Genomic DNA, 24,569 nt, shown 5'->3' on the forward strand with positions numbered 1-24,569 from the left:
CCAGGCGCATAGCCCGGAAGGTCAACCGCCTCGCGAATCACAGCACTGTAACGCGTGAGCGAATCGCCGTGAAGAAGGGCGCGCGACAAAAATAATGCCGGGCCAAAAGTCAATGGTCCGGCATCAATATCTTGTGTCTTGGTTAATTATTCTTAATAGCGGTAGTGTTCCGGCTTGAACGGGCCCTGCGGCGTTACGCCGATATAGGAAGCCTGTTCTTCCGAAAGAACCGAAAGCTGGGCACCGAGCTTCTCAAGATGCAGGCGCGCAACCTTCTCATCGAGATGCTTCGGCAGAACATAGACTTCGTTCTTGTATTCATCGCCGCGCACGAACAGCTCGATCTGCGCCAGCACCTGGTTGGTGAAGGAGGCAGACATGACGAAGCTGGGGTGGCCGGTGGCATTGCCAAGGTTGAGAAGACGACCTTCGGACAGCAGAATCATTCGCTTGTCGTCCGGGAAGGTGATCATGTCCACCTGCGGCTTGATGTTCGTCCATTTGAGATTGCGCAGGGCTGCAACCTGAATTTCGTTGTCGAAATGGCCGATATTGCCGACGATCGCCATGTCCTTCATCTTGCGCATGTGATCGAGGGTGATGACATCCTTGTTGCCGGTCGTGGTGATCACGATGTCGGCAGTCGGCGCTGCGTCATCCAGCGTGACGACCTCAAAACCGTCCATGGCTGCCTGCAGGGCGCAGATGGGATCGACTTCCGTCACCTTCACGCGGGCACCGGCGCCGGCGAGCGACTGGGCCGAGCCCTTGCCAACATCGCCATAGCCGCAGACCACGGCCACCTTGCCGGCCATCATCACGTCGGTTGCGCGGCGAATGCCGTCGACCAGCGATTCCTTGCACCCATACTTGTTGTCGAATTTCGACTTGGTCACGGAATCGTTGACGTTGATTGCCGGGAAGGGGAGAAGGCCCTTCTTCTGAAGCTGGTAGAGTCGGTTGACGCCGGTGGTGGTCTCTTCCGTCACGCCCTTGATGGCTTCCTTCTGGCGCGCGAAGAAGCCCGGCGTTGCAGCCATGCGCTTCTTGATCTGCGCGAAGAGCACTTCCTCTTCTTCGCTCTCCGGATTGGAAAGAACATCCTCGCCGGCCTCGGCGCGCGCACCGATGAGGATATACATTGTGGCGTCGCCGCCATCGTCGAGGATCATGTTGGAAGGTTCACCGTCCTTCCACTGGAAGATCTGGTCCGTGTAGGTCCAGTATTCCTCAAGCGTCTCGCCCTTGACGGCAAAAACCGGCGTGCCGCCATCGGCAATGGCTGCGGCAGCGTGGTCCTGGGTGGAGAAGATGTTGCAGGAGGCCCAGCGCACATCCGCGCCGAGTGCCTTCAGCGTCTCGATAAGAACGGCGGTCTGGATCGTCATGTGCAGCGAGCCGGAGATGCGCGCGCCCTTGAGCGGCTTTTCCTTGCCGAACTCCTCGCGGCAGGCCATCAGACCCGGCATTTCCGTTTCGGCGATCTCGATTTCCTTGCGGCCCCAGTCGGCCAGGGAAATGTCAGCGACCACATAATCCTTGTCAGCGCTCATTGGCGTATTCTCCGATTTTCATGAATCCGGGCGCCACGAACAGCAAGCCGGGCGCGAATGCTGGCATCTGACTACCAGATCACGCCGCCGCTCACAATGGACATAAAGAAATCTTTATTCGTGCATGTGTGAAGCTTCGCGCGCCTCAACACTCCTCGCCGAAACGATCGGCGACCAGCGCCTGCAGGGCATCAAGCAATGCTTCGGCCTCCGGACCGCTGGCGCTGACGCGGATCCTGCATCCCGGGCTCGCCGCGAGCATCATCAGCCCCATGATCGAGGTCCCACCAACGGTGATGCCGTCCTTTTCCACCTCGACATCGGCGTCGTGGCTTTCCACCGTCTGCACGAACTTGGCGGAAGCCCGCGCATGAAGACCACGCTGATTGACGATACTGAATTCGCGTGTCAGCCCCTCCGGGGAGGAGGCCTGCGCAGAGATTTCGTTGGTCTGTGCCTCGGTCATTTTCCGCTCAGCACCTGGCTTGCAACATTGATGTATTTGCGGCCTGCCGCCTGCGCCTCTTCCAGAGCCTGCGCCATGTCGTCATTGGCACGTGCGGAAGAAAGCTTGATGAGCATGGGCAGGTTCACCCCTGCGATCACCTCGACACGGCCCGCATCCATCACGGAGATGGCGAGGTTCGATGGCGTGCCACCGAACATGTCGGTAAGGATGATCACGCCCGCGCCGGTGTCGGCTTTGGCGACCGCATCGACAATATCGCGGCGGCGCTGCTCCATATCGTCTTCGGCGCCGATGGAGACCGTTTCAAGATTTTCCTGATGGCCGACCACATGCTCCACGGCGTGGCGGAATTCCTCGGCCAGCTGGCCATGCGTCACCAAGACGAGCCCGATCATCGGCGCATCATCCGACTGCTTGGTCTTGCGCTCGAACCTGTCACGCGTTTACTCCATCCACTGGCTTTGCGGTCATGCCCGCTGATCCGGTTTTTCTTCACTTAGCGTTCGAACCTTTCCGGTCCACCCTCGCTTCGACGGAAACCAAGACGCCCCAGTCTCGTCCCGCCACGCAGCAAGAGCGCTATCTTGTCAACGCACAGGCCGTTGACAAGCCCAAATGTAAGGCGAGTCGCCTAAATAAAGTTCAAACAGAGGCGAAAGCCGGTCCGAAAGGTGGCAATTGAAGGATTGCGGCCAGGGCGTGGACCGCCCTTCGTGCCTGCCGTTGCGGCAATACCATGCACGGTATCGCAATGCCTTCATGGACGATCTCCGCCTCTTCGCGAAAGCGTGGTGCCTGGTCTTCATCGACAAGACGTATGGCGAGATCGATGACGGCGGCGGGCATGTGGTCCAGCCGCGCCGGGCCCAGTCCGCGCGCCTCGGCAAGGCCGGCAATCGGTTCGGGTGTCCGCACCAAAAGCCGGCCATTGCGGGCCGAGAGATAAACCTGATCGTCGGACACAAAGCAGGCAAAGATGCCAGCCGCCCTGAAAAAGGCCAGCGCCTCGAAGGCCAGCATGGTCTTGCCGCTGCCCGATGCACCCTCGATCAATATGCCGTGCCCGGCGACGACGATTGCGGTGGCGTGCCGATTGTGCATGGCAGATCAGCTTTCGGCCGGAAGAGCCACGACGAAGCGTGCGCCCTTGAACTCGCCCGGTTTTGCACCGGCAATATTCTCGGCGGTCAGGGTCCCGCCGTGAGCCTCTACGATCTGTCGGCTGATTGAAAGGCCAAGGCCGGAATTCTGGCCGAAGGCTTCCCCTGCCGGACGGTCGGTGTAGAAGCGTTCGAATATCCTTTCGATGTTCTCCACGCGTATGCCGGGCCCGTTATCTTCCACCGCAAGAATGACCCGCTTGCCGACACGCGAAAGGCGCACATCAATCCGGCCGTCCTTTTCCGGCACGAAGGAACGTGCGTTCTCGATGAGATTGGTAATGACCTGCCCAAGGCGCAAATCGTGGCCCTGGATGCGATAGTCGGTTTCATTACCCTGCTCCTCGTCTGTCGAGAATGTGATCTCGACCGGCTTTTTGCTGGAGCCCGCTTCACGGGTCGCGCGCACCAGATCGCCAGCGAACTGCTTGAGATCGACCCGTCCGGCATCCTCACGCGAAAGCTCTGCATCCAGCCGCGAGGCATCGGAGATGTCGCTGATCAGGCGATCGAGGCGGCGCACATCGTGCTGGATGATTTCCAGCAGCCGCTCGCGTGATTGCTCGTTCTTGGCCAGTGGCAGTGTTTCCACCGCACTGCCGAGTGAGGTCAGCGGGTTTTTCAGCTCATGCGCAACATCCGCGGCAAAACTCTCAATGGCGTCGATGCGCGCGTAGAGTGCCTTTGTCATGTCGCGCAAGGCTGCGGACAGATTGCCGATTTCGTCCTGACGGTGAGAAAAATCCGGGATCTCCTCACGCGTGCGCGCACCCCGACGCACCCGCACAGCCGCAGCGGAAAGGCGCCGCAGTGGATTTGCGATGGTTGAAGCCAGAAGCAGGGAGAGAATTGCGGTCACCAGCGCCGCGACGGCGAAAACGCGCAGGATCGCCTTGCGCTCGGCCGCCACGATCTTGTCGATGTCACCGCCCTGGGTCGACAGGAGAAGCACGCCCAGCACGGCACGAAAACGCTGGACGGGCACGGCCACAGAGACAATCTGTTCGCCGCGTTCGCTCACGCGCACGACATAGTTCGTGGTGCCCGTAAGAGCCTTCATCACCTCCGGATAGGCCACACCGCTGCCGCCCGGCTGCTCCCTGTAGACCGGCAGGTCCCGGCGACGGAAAAGCTCCTGCAGACGCTGCCAGACCTGATCGACAACGCTCGCATCCTCATCTTCGATCGAAGGCAGCTCATAGCGCAACACCTGACCCAGATACTGCGAATCGAGCAGCAGATTGGCGTCGGGATCATATATACGGGCCCGCGTCCGGGTCTGCGGGATCAATCTTCGCAAAAGAGGGGCGACCCGCTCGGGATTGATTGGGAAATCCAGGCTCTCCAGCTGATCGCCGCGCGGTGGAAGGCTCTGGCCGGCCTGAAGCTCGAGCAGCTTGTCGGGGTCCACGAGGATGGAGTCGGTCTCCACCTCGGCCGAACTGGCGATGGCGCCGGCGATGATCTCGCCCTGTGTCATCAGGCTTTCCACGCGGGCGCTGATCAGCTCTTCGCGGAATTCATTCAGATAGAGAACGCCAACAACAAGCACGCCGAGACCAGCAAGGTTGAGGAAAAGAATACGCCGCGTCAGGCTCGAAAAGACATAGTGCCCGAACAGACGGCGCAGGGGCACCGCCAGCCGACCGAGAAAGGCCGGGCTCGCCGGTCGCGCGGTCTTGGTCGACCGCCGGTCCGTCTGTTGGGTTCCTGCACTCATCGCCACTGTCTTGCCCCGGCGCTTTTGGCGCAGCCGGACACCGGGGTCGACCCTATATCTCTCGGAAGCGATAGCCTACGCCATAAAGCGTTTCGATCATGTCGAACTCGCGGTCAACCGACTTGAACTTCTTCCTCAGGCGCTTGATGTGGCTGTCGATCGTGCGGTCATCCACATAGACCTGCTCGTCATAGGCCGAATCCATCAGGGCATCGCGGCTCTTCACCACGCCCGGACGCTGGGCCAGCGAATGCAGGATCAGAAACTCGGTCACGGTCAGGGTGACCGGCTGCCCTTTCCAGGTGCAGGTATGCCGTTCCTGATCCATCACCAATTGGCCGCGCTCGAGCGACTGCGACTGCTTGCCGGGGACCTTTGCGGTGGTCTCCCGCGCGCTGGCCCGGCGAAGCACGGCACGAACGCGCTCCACCAGCAACCTTTGCGAAAAGGGCTTCCGCACGAAATCATCAGCGCCCATCTTGAGGCCGAAAAGCTCGTCTATTTCATCGTCCTTGGAGGTCAGGAAGATCACCGGGACATCACTCTTCTGGCGCAGACGCCGAAGAAGCTCCATGCCGTCCATACGCGGCATCTTGATGTCGAGAATTGCGAGGTTGGGCGGGCGGGCACCAAGTCCCTCCAACGCCGAAACGCCGTCCGTATAGGTTTCGACCCGATAGCCTTCCGACTCCAATGCAATGGAAACGGAGGTGAGAATGTTGCGGTCGTCATCGACAAGCGCGATTGTTGCCATATCAAGCGGCTCCCTCATGGGCATGTCGTCCCTATCTGCATTGATCGGCTGTGCAGATGCAGGACAAATTGGGTACAAAATGTGGCATAGATTGCAGCCGGTGTCACACCGGCGCTTTCTCACGCCCCTCCCGGGGACGCAGATGGGGTAAATCCCGACAGATTCCACACCTTTTTAAACGATTTAAACGATTTTAAAAAATTTAAATCGATTAATGGTTTGATATGCCACGCTTATTTGTGTTTTCAGCTTGGATCGCCTGCGCGGACAGGCATCTCAAGGGAAATCTGGTGGTTACGATGAACGAAACCGGCATGCGCAACCCGGCTTGCGGGATCGATGGCAATGGTCTGAAAACGACGGGCACCGTCCATTACAATTTTCAGCCGGCTGCGCTTTATGAGCAGGCGCTCTGTCGCGGTGAGGCGAAACTCACGGCCGATGGCGCTCTGGTGGCCGAGACCGGCCAGCACACGGGGCCGCTCCGCCAGGGACAAGTTCGTCGTTCGCACCGCCGACACCGAAGATGCCGTGTGGTGGGACAACAACAAGCCCATGACATCCGAACACTTCGAGGCGCTTCATGCCGATTTCATCGCGCATGCGGCTGATCGCGACCTTTTCGTACAGGATCTCGTTGGCGGGGCGGACCCCGAAAACAGCCTGCCCGTGCGGGTCGTGACCGAATATGCATGGCACTCGCTGTTTATCCGCAATCTCCTGCTGCGACCGGAAGTGGAAGAGCTTTCCGCCTTCGTGCCGGAAATGACGATCATCGACCTGCCGTCTTTCCGTGCCGACCCATCGCGCCATGGCTGCCGCACAGAAACCGTCATCGCCGTCGACCTGACGCGCAAAATCGTGCTGATCGGCGGCACCTCCTATGCAGGCGAGATGAAGAAGTCGGTCTTTACCGCGCTCAACTACATGCTGCCGGCAAAAGGCGTGATGCCGATGCATTGCTCGGCCAATGTCGGGCCGGATGGCGATGCCGCCGTGTTCTTTGGTCTTTCGGGCACGGGGAAGACCACGCTCTCCGCCGACCCGTCGCGCACCTTAATCGGCGACGACGAACATGGCTGGGGCGAGGCAGGGCTCTTCAATTTTGAAGGCGGATGCTACGCCAAGACGATCCGCCTTTCCGAAGAAGCCGAACCGGAAATCTTCGCCACGACGAAACGCTTCGGTACGGTTCTCGAAAATGTCATTCTGGATGAGCAGCGCCGGCCGGATTTCGACGATGGCAGCCTGACGGAAAACACCCGCTGCGCCTATCCGCTGCATTTCATTCCGAATGCAAGCGAGACAGGGCGGAGCGGTCATCCGAGCAACATCATCATGTTGACGGCAGATGCCTTCGGAGTTCTGCCGCCCATCGCAAAACTCACACCGGCTCAGGCCATGTATCACTTCCTTTCGGGCTACACCGCCAAGGTGGCCGGCACGGAGAAGGGTGTGACCGAGCCGGAAGCAACGTTCTCCACCTGCTTCGGCGCGCCGTTCATGCCGCGCCATCCCTCGGAATACGGGAATCTGCTGCGCGACCTGATCGCCCGTCACGGTGTCGACTGCTGGTTGGTCAACACGGGCTGGACCGGGGGCGCCTATGGTGTCGGCAACCGCATGCCCATCAAGGTTACGCGTGGCCTGCTCAACGCGGCCTTGAGTGGTGAGCTCAATGATGCCGAGTTCCGCACGGACCCGCATTTCGGTTTTGCCGTTCCGGTGGCAGTGACAGGCATCGATAGTGGGGTTCTCGATCCACGCTCCACCTGGGCCGACAAGGCCGCCTATGACGCTCAGGCCCGCCGTCTCGTCGGCATGTTCATCGACAATTTCGAGAAGTTCGAAACCCATGTGGATGCCACCGTGCGTGAAGCAGCGCCACAGATGGCGCAAGCCGCCGAATAGCGCGGCACACTTGCAACACATGAACTGAATGCGCATGTTCAGGCCCGGTCGCTGAGACCGGGCCTTTTCATTTGAGTGGACAGGAGCGATGGCCGAGGGCGACCTCAATATCAGGAATGGCGTGACCGTTTTCGAGGACGAGTTGCAGGAACAGTTCATCCGTTCCTCCGGTCCCGGCGGTCAGAACGTCAACAAGGTGGCAACCGCCGTGCAGCTGCGTTTCAACGCAAGGTCAGCACGCGGCCTGCCGCAGCGTGTGCGTGAGAAGGTCCTTGAGCTTGCCGGAAGCCGGGCCACCAAGGAAGGCGAGATCGTCATCGAGGCTGGCCGCTACCGCACACAGGAACTGAATCGCGCCGATGCGCGCGACCGGCTCATCGAGCTTTTGACCCGCGCCGCCGAGCCACCACCCCGGCCGCGCAAAAAGACAAGGCCCTCCCGCTCGGCGATCGAACGTCGGCTGAAAGCGAAGGCCGGTCGTTCATCGATCAAGAAAATGCGCGGCAAGGTTAGCTTTGACTGATACTGCCGAACTGATTTGCAGTTGAAATCCACAACCGTTACACGTCAAATATATAGCAATTCTAATTGGAGACCGATCCATGGGCATTTTCGATTTCGTCAAATCCGTCGGCAAGAAGCTGGGCGTGGTGGACGAGGAGCCGCCGGCAGCGGATGAACTGAAGAAGGAACTCGATTCCCACAAGCTCGGGACCGACAAGGTCGATGTGGTCGTTGAAGGTGACAAGGTCGTTCTCAAGGGTGAGGTGGCCGACCAGTCCGCTTTCGAGAAGGCGGTTGTGGCTGTCGGCAACACGCTTGGCATTTCCAAGGTGGAGGCTGGCGAATTGAAGGTGGCGGCAAGCGAAGCCAAGGCACCGGTCTTCTACACCGTGAAAAAGGGCGACAATCTATGGAAGATCGCCGAAGCCAATTACGGCAAGGGCAAGGGTGCGAAGTACACCGTCATCTTCGAGGCCAACAAGCCAATGCTCGACGACCCGGACAAGATCTATCCCGGTCAGGTGCTGCGTATTCCCGATCTCGCCGAGGCGTAATCGCGTCTGTCATGACATGACAGGAGACGGCGGCTTTCGGGTCGCCGTTTTCTTTTTTAGGGGTGTAAGCTTCCCGCGCGAGGCTGCCGGCGGGTGAGCCTGTCGAACCACGCGCTCCATCAATGCAACGGCGCCTCATGCACCGTACTGGATGCAAGGAGATCGCATGCCGACGCTCACCGAAGGTGTGACCCATCTGCCCGAATATCTCGACCGCGCCGCGCAGGAGGCGCTGGTGGAAGACATTCGCGCGGTGGTGCGGGAGGCTCCGCTTTTTGTGCCCGCCATGCCGCGCACCGGCAGAGAAATGAGCGTGCGCATGACCAATTGCGGCAAACTTGGCTGGGTCACGGACAGGGAGCGCGGGTACCGCTATCAGGAGACCCATCCCGTCACGGGCAAGCCATGGCCTGCCATCCCGGCACCGCTGCTTTCTCTCTGGCAAGAGGTGGCCGGCTTTCCTGCCCCGCCGGAGGCCTGCCTCGTAAACCATTATGCCGAGGGGGCGAAGATGGGTCTGCATCAGGATCGCGATGAAGAGGCCTTCGCAGCACCGGTGGTGTCCGTATCGCTTGGCGACACGTGCCTCTTTCGCGTCGGCGGCACAAAACGCGGCGACAGGACCGTTTCCGTCAAGCTTCAGTCCGGCGATGTTGTCGTGCTCGGCGGGGCAGGGCGGCTCGCCTTTCACGGCGTCGACCGCATTTATCCGGGCACCTCGACACTGCTTTCGGCGCCCGGCCGTATCAATCTGACCCTGCGCCGCGTCACAGCTTCCTGAGCGCAACCTCCTCGGTCAGATGATTGGCACCCTTGCGCAGGATCAGATCCGCGCGCGGCCTGGTCGGCAGGATGTTTTCGCGCAGGTTCTTCAGATTGATGTTCTCCCAGAGCTGCTCGGCGATGGCGAGCGCTGCATTGGGTTTGAGTCCCGCATAGCGATGGAAAAAGGATTCCGGATTCTGGAAGGCCGTTTCGCGCAGCCGCATGAAGCGATCGACATACCATTGATGGATGAGGTCTTCCGGTGCGTCGATATAGATCGAGAAATCGAAGAAATCCGACACAACCGGCACCGCTGTACCATCCTGCGGCAGGTCGCGCGTCTGCAGGACATTGATGCCCTCGAAGATCAGAATGTCAGGACGGTCGATGGTGCGGAATTCGCCCGGCAAAACGTCATAGGTAAGATGCGAGTAGAGCGGCGCCTGAACATTTGGCAGACCGGCCTTGATGGCGGAAAGAAACCGCAGGACCGCACCGAGGTCGTAGCTTTCTGGAAACCCCTTGCGTTCCATCAGGTTGTCACGCCGCAGAATCTCATTGGGATAGAGAAAGCCATCCGTTGTCACCAGATCCACTTTCGGGCTGGAAGGCCAGCGGGCGAGAAGTTCCTGCAGAACACGCGCTGTTGTCGACTTGCCGACCGCCACCGAACCGGCGATGCCTATGATGAAGGGGGATTTCTCCGCATCCTGACTGTCAAAAAAGGCCTGTCTCTGGCGGAACAGCAATTGTGTGGCTTCCACATGGGCTGAAAGAAGCCGCGACATGGAGAGATAGATCCGGCGCACCTCTTCCAGATCGACCGGGTCGTTCAGCGACCGAAGACGACGCACCTCATCCTCGGTCAGGGTGAGCGGGGTATCGGCGCGAAACTTCGCCCATTTCTCCGCCGTAAAAATGCGATAGGGGGAGTATTTCTCCCCTGAAACAAGCTGGTCCATGAAGTTTGCGGGCCCCTTCTTCGCCGCCATGGCTGACAATGATCCCTGACTGTGGCTCACTCCGTTCGGGATGCCTTCTCCTCAACGCCCGAGCGCGCGGTGCGGCGTTCGAGCTCGCAAAGCACTTCCTCAAGCGAAACGCCTTCCAGCGCCAGAACCACAAGCCAATGATAAAGAAGATCCGCGCTTTCGGAAATGAGCTCCTGCCTGTCGTGTGAGACGGCAGCGATCACTGTTTCGACAGCTTCTTCTCCAAGCTTTTGTGCGGCCTTCGACGTGCCTTTCGAGAACAGTTTCGCCGTCCACGAATTTTCGTCTCCCGAGCGCGCGCGCTCCGCAATGATCGCTTCGAGACGGGTGAGGTCGAACTGGCTCATGCCTGCTCCGGGGTCTGTGCGGGGTCTAGCCGCATGGGGATACCGGCGGCAGCCATATGCGCCTTGGCCTCGCCGATCGTGTAGGTGCCAAAATGAAAGATCGAGGCGGCCAGCACGGCGCTCGCGTGGCCGTCGCGCACGCCTTCGACCAGGTGATCGAGCGTGCCGACGCCGCCCGAAGCGATGACCGGAGCGCGAACCGCATCGGCCACGGCGCGTGTGAGCGGGATATTGTAGCCGGCCTTGGTGCCGTCACGGTCCATGGAGGTCAGCAGGATTTCACCTGCACCCAGTTCCACCACCTTGCGGGCAAATTCCACGGCATCGATGCCGGTTGGCGTGCGCCCGCCATGGGTGAAGATTTCCCAGCGCAGCGGTTCGCCTTCGCCCGACACCTGCTTGGCGTCGATCGCCACGACGATGCACTGATCGCCGAACTTGTCCGCCGCGCGGGCCACGAGTTCGGGGTCCTTCACCGCCGCCGTGTTGATCGAAACCTTGTCGGCACCGGCAAGCAGAAGCTTGCGAATGTCGGAAACCTCGCGCACGCCGCCGCCCACGGTGAGCGGCATGAAGCACTGCTCGGCGGTGCGCGCCACCACATCGAAGATCGTCTCGCGGTTGTCGCTGGAGGCGGTGATGTCGAGGAAGCAGAGTTCGTCTGCCCCGGCAGCATCATAGGCTTTCGCCGCTTCCACCGGATCCCCGGCGTCGATCAGGTCGACGAAATTGACACCCTTGACGACACGGCCGTCCTTCACATCGAGACAAGGAATGACGCGGGCTTTGAGGGTCATTTGTTCACTTTGCACACAACTTTAAGTTCCATTAGTCTTGTCAGATGGATTCTCGATCTGTTGACAGCGAATATGTATTCTATGCCGATGAGAGTGGCGATCACTCCCTTAGATCCATCGATCCATCCTATCCCGTATTTTCTTTATCCCTTTGTGGTTTCAAGAAAACCACCTATTGCAGCCGCATCGTCCCTCGGTTTCAGGCCCTGAAATTCCGATACTTCGGGCACGATGCAATCATTCTTCACGAGCACGACATCCGCAAACAGAATGGCGCTTTCCGGATATTGACCGACCGTGTTGTCAGGGAAAATTTTCTGGACGACCTTTCCGACTGCCTCACCAATGCGCGGTTCAAAATCTTCAGCACCGTGATTTACAAGCCGGACCTGAAGCTGGATCTCTTTCCCGAGAATCCCTACGCCATCTCCCTTCGCATCTGTCTCCAGCATGTGTGCGGTTTTCTGAAACGAAATGGACAATTTGGCAAGCGAACCTACTTCATTTTCGAAAAGCGCGGCGCCAAGGAAGACGGAGAACTGGAGCTCGAGTTTCGCCGGATCGTGTCTGGCCAGAACGATCTTTCCCTACCATTGGACCGATTTGAGATTGTCTTTTGCGACAAAAAGGCCAATTCGACGGGAATGCAGATCGCCGATCTGACAGCGCGCCCGATTGGATTAAGCGTTTTCAGGAAAAATCAGACAAACCGGGCGTTTGAACTAATCCGCGGCAAACTCTATCGAGGTCGACGTTACAGTCGACCGAGCCAGGGCATCATCGTGCCATAAAAGCGAAGGGCCTCGGATTACTCCAAGGCCCGACGCCGACCGGGAAACCCCAATCCATTTGGCATTAATATAGGGCATCGCTAAAAAATGTCAAGAAAACAGAAGCGATTCCAATCGCTTATGAAAATCAAAGCAAGTGACTCTTTTTTCTGGGAAAATGGCTTCTATCCGTTCTTCTGCAGAATTCTCAGCGCCTCCGCCGGATCAATCCGCCCGTCATAGAGCGCGCGGCCGGAGATCGCGCCTTCGAGCTTTGCTGCGTCGGGCATGGTCATGCGCACGATATCGGCGATGGAGGCGAGGGCCGCCCGAGGCGATCACGGGGATGGAAACGGCATCGGCAAGCTCGATGGTCGATTCCCAGTTGATGCCGGTCAGAACGCCGTCCCGGTCGATGTCCGTATAGATGATGGCGGCGACGCCCGCGCCCTCGAAACGGCGCGCAAGTTCGATGGCTGAAAGATCGGAGGTTTCAGCCCAGCCTTCCACGGCAACCTTGCCGCCCCGTGCATCGATGCCAACGGCGACCTTGCCCGGAAACGCCTTGCAGGCTTCCTTCACCAGATCGGGATCGCGCACCGCCACGGTGCCGAGGATCACGCGCGAAAGGCCCTTTTCGAGCCATGTTTCGATGTGGGCCAGCGTGCGGATGCCACCGCCAAGCTGCACCGGGTTTTTCGTCGCTTTCAGGATCGCCTCAACGGCATCGCCATTCACACTTGACCCAGCAAAAGCGCCGTTCAGGTCGACCACATGAAGCCATTCAAAACCCTGTTCCTCGAAGGAGATAGCCTGTGCGGCGGGGTCGGTGTTGTAGACCGTCGCCTCATCCATATCGCCCAGCTTGAGCCGAACGCACTGGCCGTCTTTCAGGTCGATGGCGGGAAAAAGGATCATGTGTCAGACGCCCTCGATGATGCTGAGCCTGGCTTTGGAAACGGGTTTACGGAACGTGATGGCATGTTGATATTCCGGCGAGTGGTAACAGGCGAGCGCCTGCTCATAGGATGAGAATTCGATGACCACCTGGCGGTCGCCGGCGGGTTCTTCCGGCGCGACGGACTGCCCGCCACGCACCAGAAATTTTGCGCCGTACTTCTGGAAGGCGGCCGCATTGGCTTCGATATAGTTTCGGTAGCCGTCGAAATCGGCGATCTCGACCTGCGCGATCCAGTAGCCTTTTTTGTTCATGCACTTTTGGAAGGAATTCAGAATGAGAAATGAGAATCCAGCGGTGTTCGTCTTGAATAGATGCTGAAATTCTCATTCGGCCACTTATCCCCAAAAGCATAAGCGGCTGTTAATCTGCATTAAACCAATCTGGACTCCCTCACGCTCCCTACGTAAGACTCGATTCGCCAAATACAAAAAGCCGGGATTCCGGCCCGGCTTTTTGAAGCCCGCAACGAATTGGATGCCGAGGGCGATAGGATATTTCCTACTGGAGTTTCAAATCATATCGCTGAATCTCAGTCAACTTCCTTCCTTTGGCCGGCATCCGCATTTTCCTCCCAAGGAGAAGAGCGATGGCTCATGCTAAGTTAACACATACCGACGCCGTAAAATCCTGGGTATTGAGGGCTTGCGGCTGGAAGCTAAGAGACATTCAAGCACGCTTCGACGTCGACCCGCGGCGCCTATACGAGGTATGGGAAGAGATAGAATGCCCAGGCAGTAGAGAAGCTGCGGTCAAGGTGTTCCGACGCCTGCTTCCGAATCAACCAATTAAGGATAGATTCGAGAAGCACCAGCCTCGCTTCATGCGCTTGCAGAAACAGGCAAGCTCGGAACCGATGCTACCGGGTTTCTAAGGCCTCCAGCGCAGGAAGTTTGCGATCAGGGCCAGGCCGAGCGCCTGGCTCTTTTCCGGGTGGAACTGCGTGCCCACCAGATTGTCCCGCGCGACCGTTGCGGTGATCGGCCCGCCATAGTCTGCGGTGGCGAGAATCTCGGCGTCGTTGCGCGCGGCGAAGTGATAGGAATGCACGAAATAGGCGTGCAAGCCGTCGGCTCCGGTGGGGATTCCCTCAAAGATCGGGTGCGAATGTTTCACGTGAATCGTGTTCCAGCCGATTTGCGGGATCTTCAGTTTCGGATGGGACGGGGTCATCTCGACCACGTCTCCGGCGATCCAGCCGAGTCCGTCCGTCACCGTCTTTTCCAGCCCGCGTTCGCTCATGAGCTGCATGCCAACGCAAATGCCGAGAAAGGGGCGCGCCTGATGGATGGCGACATCCGTGATCGCCTCGACCATGCCCGGCACCGCATCGAGCCCCCGCCGGCAGTCCGCATAGGCACCGACACCCGGTAGAACGATGCGGTCGGCGGTGCGGACGGCATCGGCGTCCGCCGTCACGGAAAGCTCGGCTGAGATGCCGTTTTCACGCGCAGCACGCTCGAAGGCTTTCGCGGCCGAGCGCAGATTGCCCGAACCGTAGTCGATGATCGCAACCTTCATGGTCAACGCGCTCCAGGATAGGTGAAGAGGGCCGAGAGCCGGTCCGCTGGAATGACCTGCGGGAATTTTTGTCGAGAGCGGATTTTCAGAGAGGGCAGGGGTTGGCGCATCTCCTGGGGGGCCGGGCTCATCTTGCAACGAACCGGTCATGTAGCGGGTCTCTGCCTCGTCACGGCTTGCCGCATCGACCACGCCCCATTCACGCCAGCCACGCCGGGAGAGCATGGCCACTCGCAGATTGCGGGCTTCGAGAGCGAAGAAGAGAGACAGGCAAAGCGACGCCACGGTGGCGGGAACGGACCAGCCTTCGATTGTACCCAGAGCGCCGGTGACAAGCGCTGCGGCGAGGGCAGCCAGCGCCTCCAGCCACATCCGATGCCAGAGAAACCACAGAAACGGCATGATGAAGGCCAGAAGAGCAAACCCGTCTCGAATGAGGATTGTCTGTTCCGGATCGCCCGCTGGCGGTTCCATCACCACATAGCTTGCCATCGGCCTATCCCTTCAGGCTGCCCTTGGTGGAGGGCACCGCGTTGCCCTGGCGCGGATCGGCCTCGCAGGCCGTGCGTAACACACGCGCCACCGCCTTGAAGCAGGTCTCTGCAATGTGATGACTGTTGGCGCCGTAATGGTTGGTCACATGCAGGGTGATGCCGGCATTCTGCGCGAGAGCCTGGAAAAACTCACGCACGAGTTCGGTATCGAAGGTGCCGATCTTCTGGGAGGGAAAATTCACGTCCCAGACAAGAAACGGGCGTCCAGAGACATCGACGGCGGCGCGCGTCAAACATTCATCCATTGCAAGGTCCAGCGAAGCATATCGGGTGATGCCGCGCCGCTCGCCGAGTGCATCGGAAATGGCCTTGCCCAGCGCGATGCCGCAATCCTCTACCGTGTGGTGATCGTCAATGTGCAGATCGCCCTCAGCCTTGACCGTCATGTCAATCAGGGAATGGCGGGAAAGCTGCTCCAGCATGTGATCGAAAAAGCCGACGCCGGTGGCCATCTCAAAGCGCCCCTCGCCATCGATATCCACCTTGACGGAAATGGAGGTTTCGTTGGTCTTGCGGCTGATTTCGCCGGTGCGCGACTTGCTGGAAGTCATGGTGTTTCCCTTTGCCCTGCAGGAAGGCTGCCTTCTAGCAGCATGTTCGGGCAGCGCCAAGCTCCCTTGCCAATCTCGCCTCCACGTTTGCATTCCACGCTGTTCAACTTACATATTCGCTCTGACGGCGCCGTGCCTTTCCGGGCGGTGCGAAAAGGAGTGTGCGATGAGCGACGAAAAATCCATGCACGCCACGACAATCGTCACGGTGCGCAAAGGCGGCACGGTGGTGATTGCCGGGGACGGGCAGGTCAGCCTGGGCAACACCGTGATGAAAGGGAATGCCCGCAAGGTGCGCCGCATCGGCAAGGGCAATGTGATTGCCGGCTTTGCCGGAGCGACGGCCGATGCCTTCACCCTTCTGGAGCGGCTTGAAGCCAAGCTGGAACAATATCCCGAGCAGCTGATGCGCGCCTGTGTCGAGCTGGCCAAGGACTGGCGCACCGACCGCTATCTGCGCCGGCTCGAAGCGATGATGCTGGTTGCCGACAGGAACATCACCCTGGCGCTGACAGGCAATGGCGATGTTCTGGAACCGGAGCAGGGCATCATGGCCATCGGTTCGGGCGGCAATTACGCGCTTGCAGCAGCGCGGGCGCTCGCAGACACGGACAAGGATGCTGAGGAAATCGCCCGCAAGGCAATGGAGATCGCAGCATCCATCTGTATCTACACCAATGACAATGTCGTGGTGGAAACGCTCGATGCCGGGTGATCCGGGCCAGATCGAATTCGCCCCGGTCACGGCCGGGCACTATCCGCTCCTGCTTGACTGGCTCTACCGGCCGCATGTGCAGCAATGGTGGGGCGAGCCGGAAAAGGAAATGGGTTACATTCGCGACATGGTGGAAGGGCGGGATACGACAAGGCCCTTCATCATCCTCTACGAGGGGCGTCCCGTCGGCTATATCCAGTACTGGTTTATTGCGGACAACCGTGGCGACGACATTCTCAGTAAAAACCCCTGGGTTGCCGAGCTTCCTGATGATGCCGTCGGAGTGGACCTGACAATCGGAGAAGAGACGCTTCTCTCAAAGGGTATTGGCAGTCGGGCCGCGAAGCAGATGGTCCACCGGCTTCTGGGCGAGGGATATACCAACATCGTCATCGACCCGGATCCGGAAAACCACCGCGCCGTGCGCGCCTACCAGAAGGCGGGCTTCCGCCCGATCCCCCATCTTGAGGGTCGCACCGAGGGCGTGCTCATCATGCAATACGACAAGAACAACGAGACGAACACATGACCACATTTTCCCCGCGCGAGATCGTCTCCGAACTCGATCGCTACATCATCGGCCAGAAGGACGCCAAGCGCGCTGTCGCAATTGCGCTGCGCAATCGCTGGCGCCGTCAGCAGCTTGAACCGAAGCTGCGCGAGGAGGTGATGCCGAAGAACATTCTCATGATCGGGCCGACCGGTGTCGGCAAGACCGAGATTTCCAGACGCCTGGCCAAACTCGCCGGCGCGCCCTTCGTGAAGGTTGAGGCAACGAAATTCACCGAGGTCGGCTATGTGGGACGCGATGTTGAGCAGATCATCCGCGATCTGGTCGAGGTCGCTATCGGCCTGACACGCGAGAAGATGCGCGAAAACGTCAAGGCGCGGGCGCATATGAACGCCGAGGAACGGGTTCTTGAAGCGCTGGTGGGAAAGACGGCCAGCCCCGCCACCAAGGACAGTTTCCGCAAGAAACTGCGCAGTGGCGAGCTGGATAACAAGGAAATCGAGGTTGAGGTTTCCGATTCCGGCGGCGGCATGCCCGGTTTCGAGCTGCCCGGAATGCCCGGTGCCAATATCGGCGTTCTGAACATCAACGACATGCTTCAGAAAGCCATGGGCGGCCAGCAGACCAAAAAGCGCAAGACAACGGTGAAGGAATCCTACGAACTCCTGATCGCCGACGAGTCCGACAAGCTTCTCGATCAGGACGAGGTGACCCAGCGGGCTTTGGAATCGGCGCAGAACGATGGCATCGTCTTTCTCGACGAGATCGACAAGATCGCCACCCGCGAGGGCGGCGTGGGGGCCGGCGTTTCACGCGAAGGCGTGCAGCGCGACCTGCTTCCGCTGGTGGAAGGCACCACCGTTGCAACGAAATACGGACCGGTAAAGACCGATCATATTCTCTTCATCGCTTCGGGTGCCTTCCATGTTTCCAAGCCGTCGGATCTTTTGCCCGAGCTTCAGGGCCGTCTGCCGATCCGCGTTGAACTGCGAGCGCTCGAGAAAGAGGATTTCCGCCGCATTCTGACGGAGACCGAGGCAAGCCTCATCAAGCAGTATGTCGCGCTGATGGAAACGGAAGGTGTGGCGCTGGAGTTCACCGACGACGCCATCGACCGGCTGGCGGCCATCGCCGTCGATCTCAACGCGAGCGTCGAGAACATCGGAGCGCGCCGGTTGCAGACCGTCATGGAGCGGGTTCTCGATGACATCTCCTTCGGAGCGCCCGATCGTTCCGGCACGTCAGTCGAGATCAACGCCGACTATGTCGACGAGAATGTCGGAGATCTGGCAAAGAATACCGATCTCTCACGCTTCATCCTGTAACCTGCGGACCGAAATGGCCCCGTCGGCGCCCTGCCGACGGGGGCAATCTTTTGGTGTCTTTAGGTGTGACATCTCTGCCGCGGTTGCATCGCGTTATGGTCATGGCTGCAAATCACGCTCGACTTGCTACCGGCCTTTGCCTAACTTGCGCGCCATTCAAAGCGAAAATGAAATGGCTTGGAGGCGCAGGCAGCGCGAATGGCACCACGGGTTCGATGGGCAATCGGCATTTGCCTTGGCATTGCCGCGATGGGCTTTTTTCCGGCCGCGGCAGCCACATTGGTGCCGGAGGGAAACCGCAATGCCACCCAGCCCCCGGTGCCCGGCGTTTCCGCGAAAAGAACCAAATCCGCCCGCACCACTTACGAAGCCAAATACCAGAAAGTATACCGGTTGTTGAAAAACGACACGGCGCTGGTTTCCAAGATCCGCTCCATATCGGCACGTTACAAGCTCGACCCCGTTCACATGGTTGGAGCGATCGTTGGTGAACACACCTATAATGTGGATGCCTATGATCGCCTTCAGACCTATTACGTGAAGGCCGTATCCTATCTGAAAAGCGACTTTTCCTTCTCCCATGGCGGTGAAACCGTGGGGCAGTTTGTCGAACGGCCCCAATTCGCCAAATGCCAGAAGGAAAAAGGCAGCTACGACGCCTGGTCCTGCCGGGAAGCGATCTGGGACAAGACGTTTCGGGGAAAAACCGTAGACGGAAAGAAGTGGCCGAACGACCGTTTCGGAGCCGTCTTCTTTCAACCCTTTTATGCCGGTCAGACCTTCGGCATCGGGCAGCTCAATCCGCTAACGGCGCTGAAGATGACCGATCTTGTGCACCAGACATCGGGTTTGCCCCGGATCAGCCATCAAAACCCGCAGCAGGTCTATCAGACCATCATGGATCCCGATAAGTCGCTTGCCTATATTGCTGCGACCCTGAAGAAATCCATCTCCGCCTACCGTCAGATTGCGGATTTCGACATTTCGAAAAATCCCGGTATCACCGCCACACTCTACAATCTGGGAAATCCGGAAGCACGCGCAGCGCGGCTTGCCGCAGAAAACCGCCTCCGCCGTGCCAAGGGCAAAGCGGTTCGGCTACCGGAAGAAAATTACTACGGGTGGCTGGTGAACGAAAAACTCGATGAACTCGAAGCCCTCTTCCAGGATTCGTGACAACCGGGCGTCGTTCTCGGTCTTCCAGTCATTGCTCTTGCGTTGAACGGTCGCCCACCAACGATTTCAGCTGAACCAGGAGCGCGTCGATGTCCTCATCGCGCATTGCACCGATATGCGCTGCCAGAAGATTGGCGAGTTCGGTTGCCTGCGGAGCTAGCCGTGCCGTGTCGACAACCACCCGCGGATGAGAGAGTTCGGCAATGCGCTGCATCTCATCGGCCTCATCCCAGATCACATTGAAAAAGCCGATGATCTTCTGGATCATCGCCCAGTTGGGCGGGCTGGCCTTGCCATGCTCCAGCGAGGAGAGATAGGCCGCGCTCACCCCTATGGAAGCTGCCATTTCCTTCTGGCTGATACCCCGCGCGCGGCGGAGCTGCCGTATCTTTTCGCCAAGCGGGGTCACATGCCACTCCTGTGGCTGCGTTTCAGCCTGATGTAAAACGCGCCGCCGCCGCCATGGCGGCGGCTTGCTTCATCGATCCCGCTTACAATTCCGGCAAATGGAGGAGTGGCGAGCCAGCGCGGCAAGGCACGACGCAGGACACCGTCGCTGCCGAAGGAGGCTCCCTTGCCGGTGATGACAAGAACATGGCGCATCCCATCGGCATGAGCGCGGTTCAGAAATGAAAGGAGCAGGCTGTGGGCCTCCGACTGCGTCAGTCCGTGCAGATCCACCCGTCCCTCAAGCATCAACCGACCACGTGCAAGCTTGTTATGGGTCGGCCTGTCGATGGCGCGGGTGGGATGCGCACGGGCAGGCGCGGGACGCGGGCTGGCTGCGGCCGGTGTGGGATCGCGGAGCTTCGTGTCCTTCGCCACCAGGCGCGTCAGCTCTGCCATCGTGTCGTCATCGGGTTCGGCCGGTTCCTCCAGCACCTTCCCCTGCAACGGTTCCGTCGTGCGCGCAACGCGGTTCCACAGGATGCGATCTTCCATACTGAGTTTGTTTGAAGTGCGGTCAGGCAATGTTCAGCCTCCCACGAGCACTCTGGGAACAAGCGCATGAAAGTCCGCCCTGTGGCGGATTGCACCGGCGATTTCACCAGCGGCGCAACCACAGCCGATAAACAGATCCGCACGTGCCTGCCCCATGATTGCCGAACCCGTGTCCTGCGCGATCATCAGGCGGCGGAACGGGTGACCATCGACCGACTGGAGTTCGGGCGCAGAAATGAAGAAGGGGGTGCCAAACGTATGCAGGAGCCGGTCAACAGCAATGGAGCGGCCAGGAGCAAGCTGCACCTTGGCCGCAGCGATTGGGCCGAGATCGGGGTCTCCCGGTTCGGTTTCCCGGAAAAAGATAAAGGAGCGATTCTTCCAGAGGATCTCGTCAATGCGCTCCGGATTTTCTGAAAACCAGGCGCGAATGCTCTGCATCGTGACGGCTTCAGATGAAATCTCGCCACGTTCTATCAGGACCTTTCCCGCGCCGGTGAAATGGTGACCCGACTTCGCGGCATAGGTAATTCGCATGGCGGAGCCGTCCGCAAGGCGCAGCCGCGCCGCGCCCTGAACATGTATGAAATAGGCATCGACCCTGTTGTCGAGCCAGACAAGTTCCAGGTCCCGGTCCCTCAGAGCTCCACGGTCGATCGCTTCGCGGTCGTGATACTCAACCAGGGCCCGCCTCGGTCTCGCGAGCAAAGGCGAAATACGGATCGAGCCCTGCCGGCCGGTTTTCGTCATTCACATCCACCAGATCGTCGGGACGACTGTAGAGCGGCACGCAAAAACGTTCGGTTTTTTCGCGCGAGGCTTCCACCTCCGGCTCATAATAACCGGTGACAAAGCCCGGACCCCCGCCTTCGGCCCGGATGCGAAAAGGAATGAAATGTTCTTCGAAGAAAGCGCGGGCCGTCGGTTCATCGACGTCTGACATCGCCAGCGCCGCCTCATGGGCCTGTGCGAAGGCAGAAAATCCGATCCCCAGAGCACCGGTGCGATAGGGTTTCAGCGCAGCACGTCGTGCCGAGCGCGAAAAGGCATGAAAGGCATCAAGAAGTGTATCGTTATGCCAGCCGGAAACCTCGCGAAACGAAACCCGCTCGAAGACAGGCGATAGCGCCGCTGGCTGCGCGGCAACGTGCGACGCACCGCCAGGCAAGGTTCAGTCCTCGGCTTCGGTGGCGACGAGCTTCCAGTTGGGATCGCGGGAGCGCGTGTCGCGCGCGAATGTCCAGACATCCTTTACTTCCGCCACGGTTTCCGGATCGCCGTCGATCACTTCACCCGCTCTGTCGCGCGTGGCGGAAATGAGCTCGCTGACGATGCGCAGCGTGACATGGGCTTCCGAGCCCTTCATCTCTGCGGAGATGATGGACATGTCGTCTATGCCGACAAAAGAGGATTCGATTTTCTCGTTACGTTTCTCGCGCTCGTCTATGGCGGCGACGAAACCCTCGTAGACTTCGCGTGAGAGCAGATTCTTCAATGTCCGGCGGTCACCATCCGCATAGGCCATGACGATCATCTCGTAGGCCATCTTGGCGCCTTCAACGAAGCTCTTTGGACCAAACGAGGGATCAGCATCCCTGATGGCGCGCAATCCCGTGTTCAGCTCGGAGCCGGGCTGGGCCACCCGATCGATCTCGACATAGGTCTGATCGGGTTCGGCTGCCCCCTTGCGCCGCGGCAGAGAAACCACGTTCTCGCCATTCGCAGCCTGATCATTCTTCGCCGAAGTGCGCCCCGCGGTATAGGGATCGAACGGCGGACGTTCATTGCCCGTGCGCCGGCCAAGAACGTTGCGCAACTGGAAAAAGATCACCACGGCGGCAATCAGAAAGAAAATCGTGCCGAAATCGAAAAATTCCATAACGTCCAGCCAAGCGAGCCACTGTATTCCGCGGCACCTGCCGGCTCAGGGCAGGCGCAGAGGCGACGGCACCCCGTCCTTACCGGAAATCATATAGAACGCGGAGTGCAATCATTCAAATTTTCACTCAGAATACCTATGTTTTTCACACTGGCCAGCATGGAACGGTCAGATTCCGCTTAAACATGCAACAAGGCTAACTCATTCGTGCGATTTTCGATTGTTCCTTTCCTCCTGCTTTCCATTCCCCTTGCCGAGATCGCGACCTTCGTGATCGTCGGAAGTCAGATCGGGGTTTTTCCTACACTTGGCATGGTTCTCGTCACCGCAATTGCCGGGTCGATCCTTTTGCGGATTCAGGGCTTTGGTGTGGTGCGCCGAATTCAGGAAACCATGAATGAGGGCGGTGTTCCCGGGCGCGATCTCGTGCATGGCATGATGATCATGGTGGCTGGTGTGCTTCTTCTCACGCCCGGCTTCATCACCGACACGCTGGGATTCCTGCTCTTTGTCCCTGCAATCCGCGATGCCGGGTGGCGGTTTCTGAAAAACCGGATCGTTATTCTGGGCGGGCCAGCCGGTGCGGGAGCGCACCATCCAGGGTCAAATCGTGCGGGAGACGAACCACGGACAATTGACCTCTCTGCCGAGGATTACAGCGATTCCACCAACGGGAATTCCCCCTGGAAACGGCCGGATCGCGACTGAAACGGGCTGGAACGACAGCCCGCCGCGCCTTGTCATGCGCCAAAGCCCATGCTAGCGAGCAGACAATTCTTAAAGGGGAGCCGCGCGGCTGCCAAACCACGCTTGAGGAACATTACGCATGGCAAAAAAACCGGAAGAGAAAACCGACGCCGCAAAAGAGGCCCCGAAGGCCGGCAACGGAGCTCAGCCCGCTTTGAACGTACTGACCCAGTATGTGAAGGATCTTTCCTTCGAAAGCCCAGGTGCTCCGCAGTCTTTGCGTGGCCGTTCGGAAGCTCCGGCGATCAACATCAATGTCAATGTGAACGCCAACCCGCTTGGTGAGACCGACTATGACGTCGTGCTGACGCTCAATGCCAAGGCCGAGGCCGAAGGCAAGGTTCTGTTCAATGTCGAGCTGGTTTACGGCGGTGTTTTCCGCGTTGCCGGTTTCCCGCAGGAGCACATGCTCCCGGTTCTCTTCATCGAGTGCCCGCGCCTTCTGTTCCCCTTCGCGCGCCAGGTGATCGCCGATGCGACCCGCGCTGGCGGTTTCCCGCCGCTGATGATCGATCCGATCGATTTCGCCCGCATGTTCCAGCAGCGCGTGGCCGAAGAGCAGGCAAAGGGCCAGGTTCAGGTTTCCTGAACCTCACCACATACGATGGTTTGAAAAGGGGTGCTGCTTTCGGGCGGCGCCCCTTTTTCATGGAATGGCAAAAGGTCGATCCTCAGGCGCGCAGATTGCGCCACAGCGCTTTCTCTCCGAGCTTTTCGACCAGCGCTTCATGAGCCACGCGCTCTTCTTCGCTGATCCGGGGGGGGAGCGGCTCCGGTCTTGGAGCGATGGCGATGGCAGTGCCGGATGCGCTGTCACCGCCGGCGTCGTTGCGGCTCGAAACCTCCAGGCCAAGTGCAGCCTGCTTGCCCCCGATCAGCTCGATATAAACCTCGGCCAGAAGCTCGGCGTCGAGCAGGGCTCCGTGCTTGGTTCGACGGCTGTTGTCGATTCCGTAGCGACGACACAATGCATCGAGCGAGTTCGGGCCCATCGGGTGCTTGCGCCGGGCAATCGCCAGAGTGTCCACCACGACGCCCGGATCGACGGGCGGGACGCCAAGCCGATCAAACTCGGCATTGATGAACCCGATGTCGAAATTGGCATTGTGCGCAACCAGCTTCGCTCCTTCGATGAATTCGAGAAACTCATCCAGAACAGCGCCAAAGACCGGTTTGTCAGCGAGATCCGCATCTGAAATCCCGTGAACGGCCTGCGCCTCGGGATGAACGGAACGCCCCTGCGCATTGATGAAGTGATGCAGCGTACGGCCGGTGGGGAAGCGATTGTCCAGTTCCACGCAGCCGAGTTCGATGACCCGGTCCTCGTTGGGATCGAGACCCGTGGTCTCCGTATCGAAAACGATTTCGCGCATTCATCCACTCCAGCATCGTCT

General features: G+C 59.4%; 26 protein-coding genes and 4 pseudogenes. 11 read left to right on the forward strand and 19 right to left on the reverse strand.

Features of this window, described 5'->3' with window-relative positions:
• Window positions 1-152 precede the first annotated feature (152 nt).
• The 6 genes from ahcY to AB2N04_RS02885 all read right to left on the reverse strand — a co-directional run bounded on the left by ahcY (window position 153) and on the right by AB2N04_RS02885 (window position 5,656).
• Complete coding sequence (gene ahcY / locus AB2N04_RS02860; protein WP_367716904.1) at window positions 153-1,553, reverse strand: adenosylhomocysteinase; 1,401 nt, start codon at window positions 1,551-1,553, stop codon at window positions 153-155.
• Window positions 1,554-1,698: 145 nt separating this feature from the next.
• Window positions 1,699-2,019: an HPr family phosphocarrier protein gene (locus tag AB2N04_RS02865; protein ID WP_367716905.1), complete on the reverse strand. Its 321-nt coding sequence runs from the start codon at window positions 2,017-2,019 to the stop codon at window positions 1,699-1,701.
• Window positions 2,016-2,417 (reverse strand): PTS sugar transporter subunit IIA, encoded by a 402-nt coding sequence (locus AB2N04_RS02870; RefSeq protein ID WP_367716906.1) that lies wholly within the window; start codon window positions 2,415-2,417, stop codon window positions 2,016-2,018. Before AB2N04_RS02870 ends, AB2N04_RS02865 begins: the two co-directional genes overlap by 4 nt.
• A 247-nt stretch (window positions 2,418-2,664) precedes the next feature.
• On the reverse strand, window positions 2,665-3,123 hold the full coding sequence (locus AB2N04_RS02875; RefSeq protein ID WP_367716908.1) for an HPr kinase/phosphorylase: 459 nt from the start codon (window positions 3,121-3,123) through the stop codon (window positions 2,665-2,667).
• Between the two features lie 6 nt (window positions 3,124-3,129).
• Window positions 3,130-4,902, reverse strand: a complete 1,773-nt coding sequence (locus AB2N04_RS02880; RefSeq protein WP_367716909.1) for a stimulus-sensing domain-containing protein — start codon at window positions 4,900-4,902, stop codon at window positions 3,130-3,132.
• 52 nt (window positions 4,903-4,954) lie between these two features.
• Entirely contained in the window at window positions 4,955-5,656 is a 702-nt protein-coding gene (locus AB2N04_RS02885) for a response regulator transcription factor (RefSeq protein ID WP_367716910.1), read from the reverse strand.
• Between the two features lie 299 nt (window positions 5,657-5,955).
• On the opposite strand from AB2N04_RS02885, the pseudogene AB2N04_RS02890 reads away from it, so the two are divergent.
• The 4 genes and pseudogenes from AB2N04_RS02890 (at window position 5,956) to AB2N04_RS02905 (ending at window position 9,406) form a co-directional block, all read left to right on the forward strand.
• Window positions 5,956-7,567: pseudogene (locus tag AB2N04_RS02890) on the forward strand (phosphoenolpyruvate carboxykinase).
• An 88-nt stretch (window positions 7,568-7,655) separates the two neighbouring features.
• Window positions 7,656-8,090 carry an alternative ribosome rescue aminoacyl-tRNA hydrolase ArfB gene (gene arfB, locus AB2N04_RS02895; protein ID WP_367716912.1) on the forward strand — a complete coding sequence of 145 codons (435 nt, stop codon included), beginning with the start codon at window positions 7,656-7,658 and terminating at the stop codon, window positions 8,088-8,090.
• A gap of 79 nt (window positions 8,091-8,169) precedes the next feature.
• The gene (gene lysM, locus AB2N04_RS02900; protein ID WP_367716914.1) at window positions 8,170-8,625 is read left to right on the forward strand and encodes a peptidoglycan-binding protein LysM; all 456 of its coding nucleotides are present in this window, start codon (window positions 8,170-8,172) and stop codon (window positions 8,623-8,625) included.
• Between the two features lie 166 nt (window positions 8,626-8,791).
• The gene (locus AB2N04_RS02905) at window positions 8,792-9,406 is read left to right on the forward strand and encodes an alpha-ketoglutarate-dependent dioxygenase AlkB (protein ID WP_367716915.1); all 615 of its coding nucleotides are present in this window, start codon (window positions 8,792-8,794) and stop codon (window positions 9,404-9,406) included.
• Here AB2N04_RS02905 and coaA read toward each other — a convergent pair.
• The 3 genes from coaA to hisF are packed head-to-tail and all read right to left on the reverse strand — an operon-like array spanning window position 9,393 to window position 11,526.
• A complete protein-coding gene (gene coaA / locus AB2N04_RS02910) occupies window positions 9,393-10,352 on the reverse strand; it encodes a type I pantothenate kinase (RefSeq protein ID WP_367718720.1) in 960 nt (319 codons plus the stop codon). The genes AB2N04_RS02905 and coaA overlap by 14 nt on opposite strands.
• A 56-nt stretch (window positions 10,353-10,408) precedes the next feature.
• Window positions 10,409-10,729: a phosphoribosyl-ATP diphosphatase gene (locus tag AB2N04_RS02915; protein WP_367716917.1), complete on the reverse strand. Its 321-nt coding sequence runs from the start codon at window positions 10,727-10,729 to the stop codon at window positions 10,409-10,411.
• Window positions 10,726-11,526, reverse strand: coding sequence for an imidazole glycerol phosphate synthase subunit HisF (hisF, locus tag AB2N04_RS02920; protein WP_367716918.1), 801 nt, complete (start codon window positions 11,524-11,526; stop codon window positions 10,726-10,728). Before hisF ends, AB2N04_RS02915 begins: the two co-directional genes overlap by 4 nt.
• A 44-nt stretch (window positions 11,527-11,570) precedes the next feature.
• On the opposite strand from hisF, the gene AB2N04_RS02925 reads away from it, so the two are divergent.
• Complete coding sequence (locus tag AB2N04_RS02925; RefSeq protein WP_367716920.1) at window positions 11,571-12,317, forward strand: DUF3800 domain-containing protein; 747 nt, start codon at window positions 11,571-11,573, stop codon at window positions 12,315-12,317.
• A gap of 164 nt (window positions 12,318-12,481) precedes the next feature.
• On the opposite strand, the pseudogene hisA reads toward AB2N04_RS02925, so the two are convergent.
• The 5 genes and pseudogenes from hisA to hisB all read right to left on the reverse strand — a co-directional run bounded on the left by hisA (window position 12,482) and on the right by hisB (window position 15,880).
• Window positions 12,482-13,214, reverse strand: a pseudogene (gene hisA, locus AB2N04_RS02930) (1-(5-phosphoribosyl)-5-[(5-phosphoribosylamino)methylideneamino]imidazole-4-carboxamide isomerase).
• Between the two features lie 3 nt (window positions 13,215-13,217).
• On the reverse strand, window positions 13,218-13,508 hold the full coding sequence (locus tag AB2N04_RS02935) for a DUF1330 domain-containing protein (RefSeq protein ID WP_367716922.1): 291 nt from the start codon (window positions 13,506-13,508) through the stop codon (window positions 13,218-13,220).
• A 616-nt stretch (window positions 13,509-14,124) separates the two neighbouring features.
• Window positions 14,125-14,775 (reverse strand): imidazole glycerol phosphate synthase subunit HisH, encoded by a 651-nt coding sequence (gene hisH / locus AB2N04_RS02940; RefSeq protein ID WP_367718721.1) that lies wholly within the window; start codon window positions 14,773-14,775, stop codon window positions 14,125-14,127.
• A 225-nt stretch (window positions 14,776-15,000) separates the two neighbouring features.
• A pseudogene (locus AB2N04_RS02945) lies at window positions 15,001-15,267 on the reverse strand (DUF2628 domain-containing protein); the annotation flags it as partial.
• 4 nt (window positions 15,268-15,271) lie between these two features.
• Complete coding sequence (gene hisB / locus AB2N04_RS02950) at window positions 15,272-15,880, reverse strand: imidazoleglycerol-phosphate dehydratase HisB (protein ID WP_367716924.1); 609 nt, start codon at window positions 15,878-15,880, stop codon at window positions 15,272-15,274.
• Between the two features lie 166 nt (window positions 15,881-16,046).
• On the opposite strand from hisB, the gene hslV reads away from it, so the two are divergent.
• The 4 genes from hslV to AB2N04_RS02970 all read left to right on the forward strand — a co-directional run bounded on the left by hslV (window position 16,047) and on the right by AB2N04_RS02970 (window position 19,607).
• Complete coding sequence (gene hslV / locus AB2N04_RS02955; RefSeq protein ID WP_367716925.1) at window positions 16,047-16,595, forward strand: ATP-dependent protease subunit HslV; 549 nt, start codon at window positions 16,047-16,049, stop codon at window positions 16,593-16,595.
• On the forward strand, window positions 16,585-17,124 hold the full coding sequence (locus AB2N04_RS02960) for a GNAT family N-acetyltransferase (protein WP_367716927.1): 540 nt from the start codon (window positions 16,585-16,587) through the stop codon (window positions 17,122-17,124). The genes hslV and AB2N04_RS02960 overlap by 11 nt, the downstream gene beginning before the upstream one ends.
• Complete coding sequence (gene hslU, locus AB2N04_RS02965; RefSeq protein WP_367716929.1) at window positions 17,121-18,431, forward strand: ATP-dependent protease ATPase subunit HslU; 1,311 nt, start codon at window positions 17,121-17,123, stop codon at window positions 18,429-18,431. The genes AB2N04_RS02960 and hslU overlap by 4 nt, the downstream gene beginning before the upstream one ends.
• Before the next feature lie 198 nt (window positions 18,432-18,629).
• Window positions 18,630-19,607 carry a DUF1402 family protein gene (locus AB2N04_RS02970; protein WP_367716930.1) on the forward strand — a complete coding sequence of 326 codons (978 nt, stop codon included), beginning with the start codon at window positions 18,630-18,632 and terminating at the stop codon, window positions 19,605-19,607.
• A 28-nt stretch (window positions 19,608-19,635) separates the two neighbouring features.
• Here AB2N04_RS02970 and AB2N04_RS02975 read toward each other — a convergent pair whose 3' ends face one another.
• The 4 genes and pseudogenes from AB2N04_RS02975 to AB2N04_RS02990 all read right to left on the reverse strand — a co-directional run bounded on the left by AB2N04_RS02975 (window position 19,636) and on the right by AB2N04_RS02990 (window position 22,428).
• Window positions 19,636-20,016: a helix-turn-helix domain-containing protein gene (locus AB2N04_RS02975; protein ID WP_367716932.1), complete on the reverse strand. Its 381-nt coding sequence runs from the start codon at window positions 20,014-20,016 to the stop codon at window positions 19,636-19,638.
• Window positions 20,013-20,549, reverse strand: a complete 537-nt coding sequence (locus AB2N04_RS02980; protein ID WP_367716933.1) for a Smr/MutS family protein — start codon at window positions 20,547-20,549, stop codon at window positions 20,013-20,015. The genes AB2N04_RS02975 and AB2N04_RS02980 overlap by 4 nt, the downstream gene beginning before the upstream one ends.
• Window positions 20,550-20,582: 33 nt before the next feature.
• Window positions 20,583-21,717, reverse strand: a pseudogene (locus AB2N04_RS02985) (murein transglycosylase A).
• A 3-nt stretch (window positions 21,718-21,720) separates the two neighbouring features.
• Window positions 21,721-22,428, reverse strand: a complete 708-nt coding sequence (locus AB2N04_RS02990) for a Tim44/TimA family putative adaptor protein (protein WP_367716934.1) — start codon at window positions 22,426-22,428, stop codon at window positions 21,721-21,723.
• A gap of 207 nt (window positions 22,429-22,635) precedes the next feature.
• Here AB2N04_RS02990 and AB2N04_RS02995 point away from each other — a divergent pair, with 207 nt between their 5' ends.
• Window positions 22,636-23,136 carry an FxsA family protein gene (locus AB2N04_RS02995; RefSeq protein WP_367716936.1) on the forward strand — a complete coding sequence of 167 codons (501 nt, stop codon included), beginning with the start codon at window positions 22,636-22,638 and terminating at the stop codon, window positions 23,134-23,136.
• 118 nt (window positions 23,137-23,254) lie between these two features.
• Complete coding sequence (secB, locus tag AB2N04_RS03000) at window positions 23,255-23,764, forward strand: protein-export chaperone SecB (RefSeq protein ID WP_367716938.1); 510 nt, start codon at window positions 23,255-23,257, stop codon at window positions 23,762-23,764.
• Between the two features lie 82 nt (window positions 23,765-23,846).
• On the opposite strand, the gene dnaQ is transcribed toward secB, so the two are convergent.
• A complete protein-coding gene (gene dnaQ, locus AB2N04_RS03005; RefSeq protein ID WP_367716939.1) occupies window positions 23,847-24,548 on the reverse strand; it encodes a DNA polymerase III subunit epsilon in 702 nt (233 codons plus the stop codon).
• Between the last annotated feature and the right edge of the window lie 21 nt (window positions 24,549-24,569).

Source organism: Nitratireductor sp. GISD-1A_MAKvit (assembly GCF_040819555.1).
Classification (GTDB): Bacteria; Pseudomonadota; Alphaproteobacteria; order Rhizobiales; family Rhizobiaceae; genus Nitratireductor.